We start from the raw sequence: 18,162 nt of genomic DNA on the forward strand, positions 1-18,162 counted from the left end.
TTACCCGAACATTATCCCTAAGTCAATCCTTCTTTGTTCGTCCTATAAACCGAACAATCCGTTCCCACAACTCCTGGAATTGTGATGCTTCCTCTTTGCGGATCCGTTTGTTCCCATAACGAACCCGTTCAAAGATACGCACTAACGAGATCCACTCGGCTCCTAATGTTCCGTTTCCGATCTTCTCCGCTCCGAATTCACGCACCGTAAAATCAGGATTTCGCCGCAGCCCGGACCGTTGCAATACACGCAACAATCTTCCAACCGCAGTCACCACAGCGGAACTGACTTCCGAATGCTCCTGCTCCAAACCGCGTTTTACCCAGAGTGCGATCAACTGATTGCGGAATCGGTACGCCACAACGAAAAGCAAACCAACCAGTAAAGCAGCCGCCCCCCATGCCACCAGCGATCCTCCGACTTTCTGCACCAGATTGACTCCGTTATCCGCTTGTTTTGCATCTGGCGTCTCCGCCTGCTTCGGTTGGTCTGCCTGCGCTTCAGCGGGCACTGCATCCCGAACGGTCGGCTGTGTAAAAGTAGCGGTCGCTTCAAAAGGAATCCAGCCGCTTCCAGGTATGAATACTTCCGCCCAGGAGTGAGCATCTTTGTTGCGGATGACGTATTTCTTCATTTCACTGCCTGGACTTACTGGCCCCTGCAATTCGCCCTGCGTGAACCCTTTTACCCATCTGGCCGGCAATCCAACTTCTCTTGCCAATACAACCATGGAACTGGAGAAATGGTCACAGTACCCCTTCTTGCTTTCAAACAAGAACTGGTCGACAAAGTCCTGTCCCTCTGCCGGAAACGGGACATTTTCCGTTTCATAGGTATAGTTTTGCCGCAAGTACTGCTCAATTGCGGTCGCCTTCTCATAGGGATCTGTCTTCCCTGCCGTAATTCTTTCCGCCAGCGATTTGACCCGTTCCGGGAGCTCGTCTGGCAACTGCAGATAATCCGGCAAGTTCACCTGTGCAGCCGACAGTTCCCGTTCTTTGATTTTCTCCGGGTCGTAGAACGGTACCTGCGAAACCGCTTTATACGTCTGTCCGCTGCGCAAATCGCCGCTAATTCGCCAGGAGGACGGATGGAACGACTGCATCTGAACCGGATTTTCCGATGTCAGACTGTCGAACGACATCATCTGGTACTGCCCGAAAATCACCCGAAACTGGCCATTCTCAATATGAATTTCCTGCTCTACCTGTTTGCTTTTGACATCAGGCAGTATACCGTACGTTTTCTGATAAGAGGGTGTCAGCGTCTGCAACGGCTGTTTTGAATGATCCGTCAGACTGACATCGGTCCATCCCTTCCCGGTGTAGTTCGTTTTCGATTCTCCCCGGTAATACCCCGCTTCGTTTGCGACAACGGTAAATACCACCGAACTGTCCGAAACATAAGGTCCGCCCAGTTTGCTGTCATCACCGCCGTACCCGATTTTCTTCGGCATATTGACCACATTTTTATCGGTTCCTTTTAAGTAGGAAACCGGATCCGGCCAGGCAGCGGGATATTTAGGAAAGGCCATGCCAGTACCCACGGCGGCCATCGATACCGCGACCGTCCAAACCAGCCATTTGACAGGCCAAATACGTATCCGCTCGGGCAGCAATGCCCATTTTTCAACAACTGGCAGCAGTGACAGCGACAGCAGCACGAATCCGATCAGAAAATACCTTACTACATAACCGGACGCGTCCACTGTAAAGAACGTATCGATCACGCTGATTACAACCTCACCGACGAGCAATAACACGATCAACCAAATGCGGTGAACCAACGCATTTCGAAAGACGATCACCATTACCCACAGATACAACAGGAAGAAAAACGTGCGGGCAATCTCAGACAGGCTTGCCACCCGGTCACCAGCGAGCAGCGACGTAACACTGCCAATCTCATGCAAGATATTCTGAAACCAATCTAAGCTGAAGAAATTTGCATTTGCGTAAAAGTGCAGATGCAACCAGACAAAGATCGCAAACAATTTCAGCAGAATACGGACAGACTGCATAGAGAACAGCAAATCAATCAGCAGAAACAAGCCGATCAATGAATAAAACACCGCCATGTTAGGGATGCGGCCCGCTAAACCAAGCGGTGTCAGCAGTTGATACATCCAGCAAAACAGAACAACAACCAACAAAATATCTCGGAACCATACCCCCGTAAACCAATTAGTTGTTCGCTGCACGAACGGTCGCACCCCCAATCGTACCGGCCAAATCCTGTTCACTCCCGATAAGATGCGTAAGAACACCATATTTTTCAAGTTTCACAAGACATGTCCGTTCTCGCTCCGAAAGATGAGAATGGCTTTTTAACAAAAACAATTCGGATTTTATTCTTCGGTAATGCAACAGATCCATTACCTTAACCAGTTCGTCTCCGATTACCGGCGTTATCAATACGGCCGTTGCGCCTTTTGGCAAATACGCCAGTTCCCGCAAGAGAACTGCTGTAAACGGCAATTCAGAATCCGGTTGAACTACGGCCAGATGATCCAACACCTTCAGGAATTGATCCTGGCTCCGATACGGAGGAATGGCCATCCGCTCCTTCCCATAAGAAACCAACCCGACCGCATGCTTTTTATGCAGACCGTACCGCATCAAGGAAGCAGCCACTGTCACTGCCGTTTCGAACGTTATTAGACTTTCTGCCGCGAAATCCTCCGCATTGCGATTAAAAAACAACACCCATTCATTGGTGGAATGCCATTCAAATTCCTTTGTCATCAGGCGACCTGTCTTTGCAGTTGTTCGCCAGTGAATTTGTGAAAGACGATCCCCCGGCGCATACTCCCGAATCCCCAGCACATTGACCGTATCTTCGACCGCCTGATTTTGCGCAAAAGACAGCCCGTTGTTCAACCGGTTCACGGTGTTCCATGTGTGGATCGGTACCATTTTGGGATAGACCGTAATCGAATCATTCCGGCGATGAACCATCTTCCGCCGTTCAAAACCGAATATGTCACTTGTTCGGAATACCGTATCGCCAAACGTATATTTTCCCCTTTGCAGATTCGAAATCTTATATCTCATCCACAATTTTGTCTGAAATCCCGGAAAAAAAATGCGCCTGTTCACCGCGCCGCGAATTTGCAATTCACGGGGAATCTGATCTTCAATCGCAAGCCAAACCACCGGCCACCTGTTAGCAAATTGAACATCCAGTTCCACATCAAGATCTTGACCTGCCGTTAACCCTGTGGCAGACAGAAATCGCCTGCTCCTCATCCCTCTGCCTGCCAACAAACGGGTCAGAAACTCATAAACCGCGATCACACTGGTGGCAGACAACAAAAACCAGGAGGCAAACCCACCTTGAAATCTGGCATATAAATAGGCGGCTACCAGAGATATGGCCCACAACAGAACATGGATCAGCGTACGAACCATCCGTCATGCCACCCCTTTACAATACTGGAACGGGAATCGATCGCATAGCATCCTGCAACAGAGAATCGACCGTTATCCCGGACAGGCGGGATTCGCTGCTCGGGATGATACGGTGACCAAATGTGTAAGGAACCAATCGTTTAATATCATCGGGCACCACATAATCCCGTCCGAGTATAAATGCAAGAGCCATCGAGGCTCTTAGTAAAGCGATCGAACCGCGCGGCGATACTCCCAGATAAATATGGCGATTTTCTCGTGTGGATGCCGCAATCTTTACGATGTATTCCCGCAGACTGTTATCTACATGCACACGGAAAACCGCTTCCTGCATCTTCTGCAGTCCTTCCAGATCGATCACCTGCTCGATCGTTTCAATCGGATTTCCTTTGATTTGACGTGAAAGAATATTAAATTCGTCCGATTCACTCGGATAGCCCAGGCGGATTTTTAACAAAAATCGGTCCAACTGCGCTTCCGGCAGCGGGAACGTTCCTTCATATTCAATCGGATTTTGGGTGGCCATTACCATGAACGGCTTTTGCAATACATGAGTAGTTCCATCAACCGTAACGCCCCCTTCTTCCATCGCTTCCAGCAGGGCGGATTGCGTTTTGGGGGAAGTTCGATTGATCTCGTCCGCCAATACGACATTGGCCATAATGGGTCCCGGACGAAATTCAAATTCCTGCGTTTTTTGGTTATAGATCGAGACACCCGTAACGTCGGACGGCAGCAAGTCCGGCGTGAACTGAATCCGCTTAAACGAGCAGCCAAGCGATTTGGCAAGAGCCTTGACCAACATCGTTTTGCCAACTCCGGGAACATCCTCCAGCAATACATGCCCGCCCGCCAATAAGGCAGTCAAACATAAATGAACGGCGTCTGATTTGCCGACAATCACTTTTTCCACATTCGAAACTACCGCTTTTATGATTTCATGCGGCTGGTCATAGTTCTGATCCAGAATCTGATGCCCGTTGATCGGTTCCACCGCATTCACACCCTCCAATCCGAACACGATTCCATTCACCTGAATTTACCATATGATTACCTATGTCTCTAGTATAAGCCTAGCATGATTTTACTAAACTCGCACAATGGAAAAATTTGCTTCGAAAAAACGCAACCCCCATATGCAAAACGCATATGGGGGAGCGTAAACCCGGATTTTACTGACCCAGATAAGGGTTCGGGTCCACATAAATCATACGGCTGCCGCTGATACCTGTTGCTACGGAAAAATGCAGGTGAGGTCCTGTTGATTCTCCGTCACTGCCAATAGCAGCAATCGTCTGCCCGCGTTTTACCTGCTGCCCGACTGAAACGTAAATACCATCCCCATACATATGACCGTAGACGCTCATCACACCGCCCTGGTGCTCAATAACCACCCAATGCCCGAAACCGGATGCCGTCCCGGCAAAACGAACCACGCCGTTGTCAACTGCTACAATCGGTGTTCCCAGCGGAGCCGCTATGTCAATACCGGCGTGCATGGCCCCCCAGCGCATGCCATACCCAGACGAGATCACATGAGAAGAGGGGACCGGCCAAGTCCAGCTGCCGGCACTTGTCACATTGGCACCGCCATCTCTTTGCCGTGCAGCAGCAATCGCCGCGGCAATTTGTGCTTCAATTGCCTGTATTTCCTTCTCTTCCTGCTGTGCCTGTGCCTCCGTTATTTGGCGGTCTTTCTGCACCTGCGCCAACACTTTTTGTTGTTCTGCTTTGATTTTATCCTGTTCCGCCTTTGCGGCTACCAGCGCATCCTGCCGCACCTGGCGCATTGCCTGCTCCTGTTTCAATTGAGCCTGCGTGTCGTCCAGTTTCTGCTTATCTTTCTTGATCCCTTCCATCAGGACCTTATCCTGGTTTACAACCAGCGTCAATGTACTTACTCTGCCAATGAAATCGCTAAAATCGGTAGATTGGAAAAGAACCTCCAAGTAAGACACATTGCCATCTTCATACAGCACACGAAGCCGCTGCATCAGCATCTTTTTCCGTGCTTCCAGCTTTTCCTTTGTCTTCTGGATTTCAATTTCCATTTGTCTGATTTTTTCCGCCCCGGCGTTCAGTTCAGCTTGAATACCCGAAATCTGTTGATCAAGTTCGGCAATCTGCTGATTGATGGCCGCCAGTTTTTTGTTCAGATCTTTTTCTTCACTGCGAAGTTTATTAATCTGCTGAAGACTTTGATTATATTGTTGACGAATCTCATCCAAGCGTTGTTGGTCGCTCTCGATGCTCGCTTCTGCCGCTGTAAAAAGAGGCATCAACAACAAAGTACCTGCCAGAATTCCGGCAACTAATTTGTTTGAAGCCATTGTGGTTCTCCTTCCTATTCAACCTCTATAAGAGCAGGTAGAATGATAGACTTTAACCGACATTCATTCCTATTCGACGGCATTCGCCCAATTCCTGTCGGTTCTGCTCGACTTTTTCGAAAAAACAGCTTACAAAGTTTTACACCGCAAGGAAACCCGCCTCCTCTCCGCTACCAATACTTGACACTACAGGCATCAGAGGCTCGCAAGCTTATTAATCAGATGTAAATAAAAATCGAAATATGGTGGAAAATAGAAGTAATAACGTCAGGAGGTCGCTATGAATAAGAAAAAGGTTGGGGAAACAAACACAATGCGGGAGGAAATGCTGCAGCAACTGTCACAAAAACAGTACGAGGATACGGGGGCGGAAATGGGCGAACCGGAAAAGCAAACCGGTATCGGCAATCCCTTGAAAGATACCTCTTTTCCGGTAACCGATATGACAGGCGCTGACATTTTTTCCGGTTATCCGGCAGAGACGATGGAGCAAGATCAGAGTAAGACAAAAAAGAAGAACCCTCATTCCTGCGGAGTATTATCTCCACAACAAAGTCCTAAGTTACCTGTAGGCTGTCAGTGTGGCGGCCTTCTTTTCCCGCTCCTTCCATTTCTTCCTTACCACCCCACTATTGACCATCTAAGCCATGCCAGTAGATCGTTCGCTCTTTGTTTCAAGAAAAATTTCTTTATAATTTGGGAAATATGATATCCTACTAGAAAGTGAAAGTGTTATGCCTTCGTTGGATGATTGGTTCCGAAAACGGTGTCAGTGAACTGGATATAGGGAAGTGATTTTATGGGTGACAAACTGGATTTGATTCTTACCAAGCTGGGAGATCTGGAAACTCGTTTTGGAAAATAATGTATTCCCCTAAGGGGGATGGGAATTAGGTTGTAGCCGCCGTAATTCGGTAACCCTGAGCTTGTGCCAATAAAATCGCTTGTTCCACCGTGATTTCACGGTTTGCTGGACGAACATCGGATTTCTTGTCAAATCCGGGTTATAGAGCACTTTGTTCTTCAAGATGTGATAGATGGCCATTAGCAGCATTCGGGCAATGGCTATGATGGCACGTTTGTGGCCTCTGCGCTTCAGTTGCAAGTAGCGGTTTCGGATTTCGGGATGTTTTTCGCTTTTGACTACAGCGGTCGCACACTGTACCCAAAGAGGCTTGATGTAGCAGTCGGCTATCGAAATCCTTACTGACTTTTTCTTGCCGGCACTCTCATTATTAGGGGGTGTAAGTCCTGCCCAGGAACACAGATGCTTGGCTGTCGGGAACACGCCCATATTCACACCGATCTGCGAAACCACGGCAATGGCGGAGAACAGGTTTTTGAAGGACGGAACAGTCAAGATCAAGTTAATTTCTTCTGCGTAGGACTCGGCAAGAGAAAGAATAATGGCTTCCAGATCCGTTTTACGGGATTCGAGGTCTTCGTAGTGTTGTTTGATAACCTTGATTTTTCCGGCCTGTTCAGGCGTAAGGAGTCCGTCAATCGCGAGTTCCAGTTCAGGAAGTTTCCTTTTCATGGAGCCGTGAATGAACGGTTCAATATCAAAAGACGTATCGAGCGGATCGTCCAGCAGCTTGTCGATAACGCATAAGGTCACGAAGCTGTCTGATCGCAAGCGGAGGCATAAAGCTTCCAGCGACAAGGTCGTGCTTGAACAAATCGGCGATCCATTGGGCGTCCTTCTTGTCCGTCTTTTTGCCGCGAATGAGAGACTCCTTTGCAAGATGTACAGGGATAGTCAGCAGGGACTGATTGCCCAGCAATAAACGAGTTGTTTATACAAAGATAAGTCTGCGTGCTCGAAGCGACACTTATTTGTGCTTGGAAAGGCAATCTACACATATAACAATGCGGTCACCTCATCATGGGGTGTCCCACTCACCTCCGCGTGATTTGTAGTGTACGGCTATCCCTGTAGGTTAAGAATACGAAATAACCGCTCAAGGTAAACGGATTTCATTCCGTTTTGTGCCTTGAGCGGAGCGAAAGGAATGGGTATAAAGATGGAACAACAAGCGATAGTGGCAATCGGTATTTTCTTAGTTACTTACGCACTCATCATATCCGAAAAAATCCATCGCACTTTAGTTGCGATGCTCGGTGGGATTTTGATGGTGGTATTTGGGGTCGTCAACCAGGAAACGGCCATCCACCACATAGATTTTAATACTCTTGGCCTGCTAATTGGTATGATGATTATTGTCTCGATTACTGCGGAAACGGGACTATTCAAGTTTATGGCGATCTGGGCGGCCAAAAAGGCGAAAGGTGCCCCGGTTCGTATTCTGTTAGCATTGGGCGTAATTACTGCCGTTGCATCCGCCTTGCTCGATAACGTCACAACGGTACTGTTAATGGTGCCTGTAACCTTCAGCATTACACGACAATTGCGTGTTTCTCCAATGCCATATTTAATTACCGAAATTCTGGCATCAAATATTGGCGGAACAGCTACGATGATCGGGGATCCCCCGAACATTATGATTGGCAGTGCAGTGCAAGAGTTGTCGTTCATGGATTTTTTCACCAATTTGGCACCAATATCGTTTGTGATATTGATTATCACGCTGGCTATTTTATTTGTCTTGTACCGCAAGCAGTTGGCAGCATCTCTGGACATTCGTGCCGGAATCATGCGGTTGGATGAGAAAGAAGAACTCACAGACAGAACACTGCTGACCAAATGCTTGACAGTGCTTGCAATTACGATTGGAGGGTTTTTCCTCCATCAAGCGCTACACCTGGAATCTGCTACTGTTGCGTTGGCGGGGGCTTTTCTCTTGTTGCTGCTGACCGGGGAGCATTATTTGGAGAAGGCGTTGGCGAAGGTAGAATGGATCACGATTTTCTTCTTTATCGGTTTATTTGTGCTCGTTTCGGGTCTGGTTGAAACGGGGGTTATCTCACAGCTCGCTGCACAAGCTATCCAACTAACTGGCGGTAACTTAACTGCCACCGCATTGCTGATCATGTGGATGAGTGCCATAGCTTCTTCTTTTGTTGACAATATTCCGTTTGTAGCCACGATGATACCTATGATTTACGAGATGGGTAACATGGGTATAACAAATCTTGAACCTTTATGGTGGAGTCTGGCTCTTGGAGCGTGTCTGGGAGGCAACGGGACGTTGGTGGGGGCAAGCGCTAACCTCATTGTAACGGGACTCGCCGCTAAAGAAGGGCATCGGCTTTCGTTTGTGAAGTATATGCTGATTGGTTTTCCACTCATGATTCTATCTATCACGATTGCTTCTGTATATCTCTATTTCCGATATCTCATATAACGCACAAGCAGACTTCAGCTGCGATCTGCTTTTTTAGCGGTTCCAACTCTTCGTAGAAAGCTGCCAGGGGAATGGCAGCCTATTGTGCTAGCGGGCAGGATAGCGCAACAGTGTACAAGTTAGGTTATAATTGGTGTTGCGCTCGTGGGTAATTGGTATAAGAATATCCATACATTGGCGGTTATGAGTTTGAAAAGATATACCAATTCTTGTATAACGGTTACCATCCACTTGGAATTGAGTATTTCAATAAACTTGTGCACAGCGGATTTCTACCAATACTATGCGCTCGACTGCGATGACACCTATATCAAACTATTAATATTGGATGCATATCTTCACAATGAATCAGTAAAATTGTCGAGACGAGTAACTTATCAGGAATTACTTAAACAATAAAATTTTAGTGAAGAAAGCAGTGGGTTCTACTTCATGAATCTGACCGAAAAAAGAGTGAACGTAATTTCAATTTTATAGGTATGTTTGTGTCGTTGGACATATTAGAAAACCGCTGATTTGCAATTGATTTGCAATCGGGATAAAATCCATAAATCAAAAAGAGAGGAACCCTAGATTCATAAGGGTTCCTCCTCTTTTCTATCCTTTCGGGTATTACATCATATCCATGCCGCCCATTCCGCCCATGCCAGGCATTCCCGCTCCTTTGTCTTTTTCCGGTTTGTCGGCTACGATTGCTTCTGTTGTCAAGAACATAGCCGCTACCGATGCTGCGTTTTGCAACGCCGAACGGGTTACTTTTGCCGGGTCCACGATACCTGCCTGGATCATGTCTACCCATTCGCCTGTTGCCGCATTGAAGCCGATGCCGACTTTCTCCGTCTTCAGGCGCTCAACGATAACAGCACCTTCCAGACCTGCGTTGTCAGCGATTTGGCGAACTGGAGCTTCCAGCGCTTTGCGTACCAGGTTGACACCGGTCAGTTGGTCGCCTTCCGCGCTTACCGAATCCAGTGCACGAATCACGTTAACCAGCGCCGTACCACCGCCGGCAACGATACCTTCCTCAACCGCAGCACGAGTTGCGTTCAATGCATCCTCGATACGCAGTTTCTTTTCTTTCAATTCGGTTTCGGTTGCCGCACCAACTTTGATAACCGCTACACCGCCAGCCAACTTCGCCAAACGCTCTTGCAGTTTCTCTTTATCAAACTCGGAAGTGGTTTCTTCCAATTGAATTTTGATTTGATTGATGCGTGCGTCGATGTCCGCTTTGTTGCCGGTACCGTCAACAATGATCGTGTTTTCTTTGGATACGCGGACTTGACGAGCGCGACCCAGCTGCTCAATCGTGGTGCTTTTCAGTTCGAGGCCGATTTCTTCCGAAATGACTTGACCCCCTGTAAGGATCGCGATATCCTGCAGCATCGCTTTGCGGCGGTCGCCGAATCCAGGCGCTTTCACTGCAACAGCGGTAAACGTTCCACGCAGCTTGTTGACAACCAATGTTGCCAGCGCTTCTCCTTCTACATCCTCAGCAATCAGCAGCAACGGACGACCGGATTGTACTACACGCTCCAGAACCGGCAAAATTTCCTGGATGTTGCCGATCTTCTTGTCGGTAATCAGGATGTACGGTTCGTCGAGTACGGCTTCCATTTTGTCCGCATCCGTTACCATATAGGGAGAAATGTAACCGCGGTCAAACTGCATTCCTTCCACAACTTCCAATTCGGTTGTGAAACCTTTCGATTCCTCTACAGTGATAACACCGTCTTTGCCAACTTTCTCCATTGCGTCTGCGATCAAAGAACCGATCTCTTCGTCGCCTGCAGAAATAGCTGCCACCTGAGCGATGTTTTCACGGCCTTCCACCTGTTTCGAAATCTTCTTGATTTCGTCAACAGCTGCGCGCACCGCTTTTTCAATTCCCTTACGGAGAATCATCGGATTTGCACCAGCAGTCACGTTCTTCAACCCTTCACGGATCAGGGCTTGCGCCAGAACGGTTGCGGTTGTGGTACCGTCACCGGCTACATCGTTTGTTTTGGTCGCTACTTCTTTCACCAATTGGGCGCCCATGTTTTCAAAACTATCTTCCAATTCGATTTCCTTTGCGATCGTTACACCGTCATTGGTAATCAGCGGGGAACCGAACTTCTTTTCCAATACAACGTTGCGGCCTTTCGGACCAAGCGTGACTTTTACCGCATCCGCAAGCACATCTACGCCACGGAGCATCGCACGACGAGCATCTTCACGAAACTTAATCTCTTTCGCCATACTGGGTTTCCTCCCTTTTTATGTAGAATAATAGTTTATTGTTGAACAACAGCCAGAATATCGGACTCACGAACGATCAGGTATTCTACGTTGTCGTATTTAACTTCTGTGCCTGCGTATTTGGAGAAAATGATGCGGTCGCCCACTTTCACATCCAGTTCGACACGCTTGCCGTCTTCATAACGGCCTGGGCCAACTGCCACCACTTCGCCTTCTTGCGGCTTTTCTTTTGCAGTGTCGGGAAGAACAATTCCACTTACTGTCTTCTCTTCTCGTTCGACAACTTTGATCACCACACGGTCACCAAGCGGTTTGATCATGTAATACCCCTCCTACAATAAATATTTAACCGTATTTGGTTGTTAGCACTCGTATCAATTGAGTGCTAACAACTCTAATCATATTCATTTTCACTTTTCTTTGCAAGCCCTTCCAGAGAATTTTTTTCAAATTCCCAACCACCGTTCTATTCTATCCGATCAGTTGGATAAATACTCCTGTTTGCCGGTTAGCAAATAATTTTCACATATCCGGTTCTGCCCTTCGTCTATGCGCAGACAGGCATCAGTCCAAAATATCATCCGCACGCCCCGATAAACGCCCGCATACTTCCCGGAGTGACATGTCCGCCATCGAATCCAACCGCAGATCATACTCCCCAAATGGCAGATTGGCTGTTACCGAATTCGGTACGATCACACAGTACATCCCGGCCCGTCTCGCTGCCAACGCTCCGTTCGGGGAGTCTTCGAATGCCACCGCCCGGTCGGGCGCAACACCCAGACACGCAAGCGCCGCCAAATACAGATCCGGTTCCGGTTTCACCCGTTTTACATCCTCTGCCGTCCGAATACAAACGAAGTAGTGCAGCAGATTCAACTGCGAAAGAAAACGCATTACCCACTCCCGCCTGGAACTGGACGCCAAACCGATTTTCAGGCCCATTTCTTTGGCAGTTGCCAAATACTCTTCCACACCAGGCCTTGCCGTCTCCTGTGCAACCCGCTGATCAAACATCTCCCGCCGCAGCTTCGCCATCGATTCACGGTCAACCGGCTTCCCGATACAGCTTTCCAAATACGCATACGCATCAAAAAAATTGGCGTGTGTGCCAATGCATTTTCCCCATACATCCAGTGGAAGTTCTGCGCCATAAGAGGCGTAAATTTGCTGCAGCACCTGATACTCATGTGTTTCCGAATCAAAAATCAATCCGTCAAAATCAAACACGACCGCTTCAATCACATGCGATCCCTCCTTTGACCAATAGAAAACCGGTCGCCTGGGACCGGTACCTGCTTTTTATATGCCATTTTTACGCAAGACCGCTTTGCTGGAGCCGTCTCAAACGCCGCTTGTAGGAAAGTTTCGACAATGTTACGCCGATTTCGTACAACAACAGCAAAGGAAGCGTCGTAATAATATCAGACACCGGTTCCGGCGGTGACAATACCACTCCGACAACCGTCAGCAAAAAATACGCATACTTGCGGTTTTTCGTCAGAAACTGAGGAGTCAATACCCCCAGACGAGTCAAAAACATCACGACAATCGGCAGTTCAAATATAAAGCCAAACGGAATCACAATATGGGCCATGAACGAAAAATAATTGCCGGCTGTCTGCATCATCTGAAACTCCTGTGAACCGAGCGTCGTGAAAAACGAATAAATAGTGGGAAAAATAAACAAATACCCAAACACCACACCGGCAAAAAATACGATCGTCACGACCGGAATAAAACTGCCCGTCACACGCCGTTCCGTATCGGTCAGGCCGGGAGCGACGAACTTCCACGCCTGATACAAAAGCACCGGAATGGTCAATCCGATCGCCGTCACACCTGCCACGATCATATATACACGCAGCACTTCCGAAGGTCCAAGCACTACCATGGGAACATTGCTTGGAATACCTCTTTTCAGAAATTGAAAAATACGGTCAACAAACGTAAACGAGACGATTAAAAACACAACAAACCACACAAGTGTGATAATCAGCCGTTTACGAAGTTCCGCCAGATGTTCCACCAGATTTTGTTCCTGATCGGACACAGTTTTTCCTCCCTGTTAAACACGCTGCTCTAACGACAAAACCCGCCGTAACAAGGATACAAGCGAATCTACGTCATCTCTATCATACACGTCGACTTCGGGTGGAGCAAGCGGAGCCAGGCCTCCTTTGGCTGCAACCGCAACAATGGAATCCAGCTGTTCGTGTTGAAAAATCGCCCCTTTTTCATCCGCCATCACAACTTTCGGAAGGTCCCCCTGTTTGTACCCTTCCACAATCACCAAATCCACGTCAGCCATCATCGACAGCAGTTGTTGCAAAGTCGGCGGCTGTTCCGTCCAGACCTGCAGCGCCCATTTTTGCGGACTGACAATCGCGACCTGATCCGCCCCTGCCTGCCTGTGCTGGAACGTATCCGCCCCCGGCCTGTCCATCTGAAACTCGTGGGCATCGCTTTTAATTGTGCCCACCCGATACCCGAGGGACTTGAATCGCTCCACAAGTTTGCAAACCATTGTGGTTTTCCCCGTATTTTTATATCCGACAACGGCAAAGGCTGTAACAGGCTGATTCATTTGCGGCTGCCCTCCATTAGGGAAGCGGCCTGCCAAGGGATTACACCGCCTGCCGCTGGCATCGCCAGCAAATACGCCTGCAGCAAATCGCCCGGTTTGACTTCCGTTTTGGCAGGGATTCGGATAAACCCCTGAATACCGGTCAAGGAAGACATAATACCGGCGCTTTGCCCAAACGGCAGCGGGATCGCTTTTAAAGCTCCCGCCTCCACCCGAATATGTGTCCGCAAAAAACGGTCCATCCCGATCGGCTTTACCTGCGGATCTGCTGCCAACTCCACTTCGACTACCGGAATTTGCGGATTTGGCTGGCCGGACATAGCCAGCAGCGCACTCTGCAAAAACAGCAGGGCGTTTACAAAACCGGCTGCCGGATTGCCGGATAGACCAAACACCGGTTTTCCCTGTAGGGTGCCGTATGTAAAAGGCGTTCCCGGCCGTATATTCACTTTCCAAAAACGAACCTGGCCGCCTGCCAACTGATAGGCGCCCCGCATCAAATCAAAATCACCACCCGCCACGCCGCCGGTCGTCACGAGTGCATCCACGGCAGGCATGGCGGCACGAATCGCCTCGACCACCTCGTCCATTTTGTCATCCACCTGCGGGAGTACATGCGGCACTCCCCCCCAGGCAGACACCAGACCGGAGATCATGTAGGAATTGCTGTTGTAGATTTTGCCGTAAGAGAGCGGTTGTTCCAAACCGACCAGCTCCCGTCCACTCGACAAAATTCCGATCACCGGTTTCCGAAAAACGGGTACGGCTGCCACACCGACACTCGCAAGCAAAGCCATTTCTGCGGCTCCGATCAACGTCCCTTTTCGTAAAATCGTTTCATTTGCCCGGATATCTTCGCCTGCCAAAGAGATGGATTCTCCCGTCCGAACCGGCAAATAAACAGCAACTGTCTCCGCTTCCGGATTTTGCTGCCCGTCTGTGACTTCAAAACGGGCGACCGCATCGGCCCCTTCCGGGATTGGCGCGCCTGTCATGATGCGCATGGCTTCACCCGTCCGCAGCTCCCGTTCCGGCACCTCCCCCGCCGCAATGCGCCCCACTACTCGCAGCAAAGCCGGCTGCTCAGGAGAAGCATTTGCCACATCGACGGATCGTATGGCATACCCGTCCATCATGGAACGATCAAAAGAAGGCATTGGAGCGTTTGCCTTCACATCTTCCGCCAATCGATACTGAAAGGAATCTTTTAAGGGAATTTGGAAGACGGAAAGCGGTTTTACCGAAGCCAAAATCTCACCAATCGCCTCTTCCATCGTAAGACCAACCCGCATCATTTGACAGACCTCCATCCGGATTTTTGACTCTTCCTACTTTAAAAGGCCGCCGTGCCCCATTTCCGCAACCTCTCCCCGCGTTACTTTGTCACCCGCCAGGATTTTTGGCAAAAACAGGTCAAAGGCGGTTACCGGTTCGTAGATCACCGCACCCGGCAAGCCAAACACAGGTACATGGTTGATGTACGCAAGCATCATCATGGATCCAGGCAACACAGGCATTCCATACGTGACCACTTCGGTCGCCAATTCATGGATCGCTCCCGGCGTGCGGTCGTCCGGATCGACCGACATGCCGCCTGTACAGATAATCAGGTCAGCCCCTTGTGCGAGAAACTGGCGAATGGCGGTCTGAATATCCTCTTTCCGGTCTCCGACAATCTTTTGACCGAGCACGTCGACAGGAAACGGGGCCACTTTTTCCCGAATGCGGGGACCGAATCGATCTTCAATCCGTCCCTCCGCTACTTCACTGCCGGTTGTAATAATCCCTGCTTTTGTATGCCGAAACGGCAGTACGGTGATAACCGGCGCCGACATCCGGGCTGTCGTTTCCGCCTGAATGATTTTCTGCTCCTCAATCAACAGCGGTATCGCCCGCATCGCGGCTACCATTGCGCCTGTTTCCACGACCGTATCCGTCTTTCTTGTCACAACCGCCAATTCCCCGATCGAGTTGATCATCCACAGCGCTTCCGTATCGACCTTCAGCAATCCGCGAATGGTCGCTTTCAGATCCACCCGACCTTCCGACGGCCCATCGGAAGTCAGATTGTCGCCCGACACCGCATTCGCCAAACGGATCGCCGCCTCTTCCTCATGCAATTGTCCGGGCGGGATCTCCAACACATAAATATGCTCTTTCCCGATGTCCAACAACATGGGAATATCCTCTTCCCGAATCACATGCCCTTTCTGAAAAACACGCCCTTTAAATTCGCCCGGTACAATCCTTGTCAAATCGTGCGCCAAGCGCATTCCGATTGCATCACGCACATGAACTTCCCGCATGTTTCTCCCTCCTAGAGAACAGGCAATTCCTCGATTCGAAACTCCATCATCAATTCGTCGTCCCGCCGATAAAACTGTACATTCAATCGATCCTGAATAAACAACAGCACCGAATCAGGCACGCCTTCCGCATCCAGCATCATTTGATGCGGAAACAGTGTTTCCCCCGGCGGATCCTGTTCAATATTCAAGAAATACTGCGTGCTCGGAAGCTGCGACTCGTCTTCCGCCACAACAAATACATACAAACCGGAATATTTCGCAATCGCCTGTTTTCCATGTTCCATAAATGCACGGAACATGATCGGATCATACGAATCCAGCAACAGTACAATCGGCTCGGAAGGTGACGTATTCGCCACAAAATCACGAATGAACGATTCCCGCTCCGCTTCATCAGCCGCATTGCGAAGTCCCAATTTGCAGCGGAACTCCCACTCAAAGCCCGCCATATCACTTAATTCGCCGCCATATCCCAATGCAATCAAAAAAGGCTCTCCCGCCATTTATACAACCACTCCCTGGGCAGTGCCCCTAAAATTCCGCTTCGACAGTTGGCGTAATGACCAGTTCATGGATCAACACCTGTTTGGGTTGGGCAGCGGCAAACACGACCGCCTGGGCCACATCGCCTGGTTTCACAGCCCCTTTTTCGTAAGCCTGCTCAGCCGCAACTCCGGTCGCCTCCGTCGCCGTAAATCCCGGCAATATGTTCGTTACCTTAATACCGAACGAACGGACCTCTTGGCGCAGCGCGTCGGCAAACCCCTGTACCGCATATTTCGTCGCGCTGTATCCTGCAAAATTGGCGATCGGCTCCCGTCCCGCCACAGACGAAATGTTGATAATATGACCGCCGCCCTGCTCTTTCATCGCGGCAACAGCCCCGCGCGAACAAAGAAACAGCCCTTTTACATTCAAATCAAACATGGCCTGCCACTCTGCTGCTGTGGTATCAAGAACCGATTTGAAGAATGCGATCCCCGCATTGTTTACCAGTATATCCACTCTTCCAAAACGGGACAAAATGACGTCATACATGACTTCCACTTCTTCTTCCTTGGTGATGTCGGTCGTCACTGTCAACACGTCTTCCGACCCCGCCTCCATCGCCCGCCCGCGAACCCGTTCCAAATCTTCCGGCGTGCGTGCCACCAATACAAGTTTTGCCTTTTCACCTGCACACGCCAGAGCAATCTGTTCTCCGATCCCCCGGCTGGCGCCTGTTACCACCATCACACGGTCGGTTAACCGTTCTGCCAAATGGATCCACTCCTCTTTTATGTATCGTTTTTTTAGAAAGCCGCCCGTCGGCCATGATAAACCGATTTTTCTGTCACGATCAGGTCAAGCGGTATGTCGTGCGTTTCCATCGGCAATTGTTCGACCATCTGCAGCTGATACGCAATCCCGATTTTCAACGCATTCGGGCGCAGTTGAGGGAGAAACCGGTCATAATAACCGCCTCCATACCCGAGCCGTCCCCCCTTCCGGTCAAACGCAACCCCCGGTACGATCACCACATCCAGTTCCTGGACTGACAGAGCGTCAGGAAGAGCGTTGAGGTGCCCAGCTGCCAATTGTACATGCATGTCAGGCTCCCGGATTCCATACGGTCCCGCCGTCAGTTCCTCGAACGAATTCAGGCGGACCGGAATGATTTTTCGTTCCGCAGGCTTTGAGACTGGAACAGCCATCGTTTTTCCGGCGTTCCATCCCCATCTGAAAATCTGCTCGGTCTCCACTTCCCCGCGAAAATCCAAATAGAGCAGAATCGTTTCCGCCTGCTGCAAATGTGGAACTGTCAGCAAATGCTTAAGAATTCGAACTTGTTTGTCTGCCCGTTCCGCTGCTGACATCGACAGGCGTTTGTGCAAAATTTGGCGGCGCAGTCCATCCTTATCCATCAGAACCTCCATTCAGTATACCTCTTTTTAAACTACCATAAGAAAAAATTCCCAGCCACCCCCCTGCATTGAGAGA

Annotated in this window: 18 protein-coding genes; 2 read left to right on the forward strand and 16 right to left on the reverse strand. The window is 49.5% G+C overall.

Annotated elements, in window-relative coordinates; genetic code table 11:
• Positions 1 to 22: 22 nt before the first annotated feature.
• From skT53_RS11095 to skT53_RS11110, 4 genes are all read right to left on the reverse strand, one after another.
• Positions 23 to 2,200 carry a DUF4129 domain-containing transglutaminase family protein gene (locus skT53_RS11095; RefSeq protein ID WP_200756877.1) on the reverse strand — a complete coding sequence of 726 codons (2,178 nt, stop codon included), beginning with the start codon at positions 2,198 to 2,200 and terminating at the stop codon, positions 23 to 25.
• Positions 2,184 to 3,410 (reverse strand): DUF58 domain-containing protein, encoded by a 1,227-nt coding sequence (locus tag skT53_RS11100; protein WP_200756879.1) that lies wholly within the window; start codon positions 3,408 to 3,410, stop codon positions 2,184 to 2,186. The genes skT53_RS11095 and skT53_RS11100 overlap by 17 nt, the downstream gene beginning before the upstream one ends.
• A 16-nt stretch (positions 3,411 to 3,426) precedes the next feature.
• Positions 3,427 to 4,377, reverse strand: a complete 951-nt coding sequence (locus skT53_RS11105) for an AAA family ATPase (RefSeq protein ID WP_200760955.1) — start codon at positions 4,375 to 4,377, stop codon at positions 3,427 to 3,429.
• 205 nt (positions 4,378 to 4,582) lie between these two features.
• Positions 4,583 to 5,740: a murein hydrolase activator EnvC family protein gene (locus skT53_RS11110; protein ID WP_200756881.1), complete on the reverse strand. Its 1,158-nt coding sequence runs from the start codon at positions 5,738 to 5,740 to the stop codon at positions 4,583 to 4,585.
• A 325-nt stretch (positions 5,741 to 6,065) separates the two neighbouring features.
• Here skT53_RS11110 and skT53_RS11115 point away from each other — a divergent pair, with 325 nt between their 5' ends.
• Positions 6,066 to 6,449, forward strand: a complete 384-nt coding sequence (locus tag skT53_RS11115) for a hypothetical protein (protein ID WP_200756888.1) — start codon at positions 6,066 to 6,068, stop codon at positions 6,447 to 6,449.
• A gap of 165 nt (positions 6,450 to 6,614) precedes the next feature.
• Here skT53_RS11115 and skT53_RS11120 read toward each other — a convergent pair whose 3' ends face one another.
• Together skT53_RS11120 and skT53_RS18560 are read right to left on the reverse strand one after the other, a co-directional pair.
• Positions 6,615 to 7,403, reverse strand: coding sequence for a transposase (locus skT53_RS11120; RefSeq protein WP_226375190.1), 789 nt, complete (start codon positions 7,401 to 7,403; stop codon positions 6,615 to 6,617).
• A complete protein-coding gene (locus skT53_RS18560; protein ID WP_226375191.1) occupies positions 7,303 to 7,524 on the reverse strand; it encodes an IS110 family transposase in 222 nt (73 codons plus the stop codon). Before skT53_RS18560 ends, skT53_RS11120 begins: the two co-directional genes overlap by 101 nt.
• Before the next feature lie 240 nt (positions 7,525 to 7,764).
• Between skT53_RS18560 and skT53_RS11125 the strand changes: the two genes are divergently transcribed.
• Positions 7,765 to 9,045: an ArsB/NhaD family transporter gene (locus skT53_RS11125; protein WP_200760956.1), complete on the forward strand. Its 1,281-nt coding sequence runs from the start codon at positions 7,765 to 7,767 to the stop codon at positions 9,043 to 9,045.
• A 612-nt stretch (positions 9,046 to 9,657) separates the two neighbouring features.
• Here the strand turns inward: skT53_RS11125 and groL are convergent.
• From groL to skT53_RS11175, 10 genes are all read right to left on the reverse strand, one after another.
• On the reverse strand, positions 9,658 to 11,286 hold the full coding sequence (gene groL / locus skT53_RS11130) for a chaperonin GroEL (RefSeq protein WP_200756890.1): 1,629 nt from the start codon (positions 11,284 to 11,286) through the stop codon (positions 9,658 to 9,660).
• A 35-nt stretch (positions 11,287 to 11,321) separates the two neighbouring features.
• Positions 11,322 to 11,606 carry a co-chaperone GroES gene (gene groES / locus skT53_RS11135; protein ID WP_200756892.1) on the reverse strand — a complete coding sequence of 95 codons (285 nt, stop codon included), beginning with the start codon at positions 11,604 to 11,606 and terminating at the stop codon, positions 11,322 to 11,324.
• A gap of 244 nt (positions 11,607 to 11,850) precedes the next feature.
• Positions 11,851 to 12,531 (reverse strand): HAD family hydrolase, encoded by a 681-nt coding sequence (locus skT53_RS11140; protein ID WP_200756894.1) that lies wholly within the window; start codon positions 12,529 to 12,531, stop codon positions 11,851 to 11,853.
• A 70-nt stretch (positions 12,532 to 12,601) separates the two neighbouring features.
• Positions 12,602 to 13,339, reverse strand: a complete 738-nt coding sequence (gene tatC / locus skT53_RS11145) for a twin-arginine translocase subunit TatC (RefSeq protein ID WP_200756896.1) — start codon at positions 13,337 to 13,339, stop codon at positions 12,602 to 12,604.
• A gap of 15 nt (positions 13,340 to 13,354) precedes the next feature.
• Positions 13,355 to 13,873, reverse strand: a complete 519-nt coding sequence (gene mobB, locus skT53_RS11150) for a molybdopterin-guanine dinucleotide biosynthesis protein B (protein WP_200756898.1) — start codon at positions 13,871 to 13,873, stop codon at positions 13,355 to 13,357.
• Positions 13,870 to 15,168 (reverse strand): molybdopterin molybdotransferase MoeA, encoded by a 1,299-nt coding sequence (locus tag skT53_RS11155; RefSeq protein ID WP_200756900.1) that lies wholly within the window; start codon positions 15,166 to 15,168, stop codon positions 13,870 to 13,872. The genes mobB and skT53_RS11155 overlap by 4 nt, the downstream gene beginning before the upstream one ends.
• A gap of 33 nt (positions 15,169 to 15,201) precedes the next feature.
• On the reverse strand, positions 15,202 to 16,179 hold the full coding sequence (locus skT53_RS11160; protein ID WP_200756902.1) for a molybdopterin-binding protein: 978 nt from the start codon (positions 16,177 to 16,179) through the stop codon (positions 15,202 to 15,204).
• 11 nt (positions 16,180 to 16,190) lie between these two features.
• Entirely contained in the window at positions 16,191 to 16,685 is a 495-nt protein-coding gene (locus skT53_RS11165) for a hypothetical protein (protein ID WP_200756904.1), read from the reverse strand.
• A 28-nt stretch (positions 16,686 to 16,713) separates the two neighbouring features.
• Positions 16,714 to 17,442: an SDR family oxidoreductase gene (locus skT53_RS11170; RefSeq protein WP_226375192.1), complete on the reverse strand. Its 729-nt coding sequence runs from the start codon at positions 17,440 to 17,442 to the stop codon at positions 16,714 to 16,716.
• Between the two features lie 32 nt (positions 17,443 to 17,474).
• Complete coding sequence (locus skT53_RS11175) at positions 17,475 to 18,098, reverse strand: 5-formyltetrahydrofolate cyclo-ligase (RefSeq protein WP_200756906.1); 624 nt, start codon at positions 18,096 to 18,098, stop codon at positions 17,475 to 17,477.
• Positions 18,099 to 18,162 lie beyond the last annotated feature (64 nt).

The sequence above is a fragment of the Effusibacillus dendaii genome (assembly GCF_015097055.1).
In the GTDB taxonomy this organism is placed as follows: Bacteria; Bacillota; Bacilli; order Tumebacillales; family Effusibacillaceae; genus Effusibacillus; species Effusibacillus dendaii.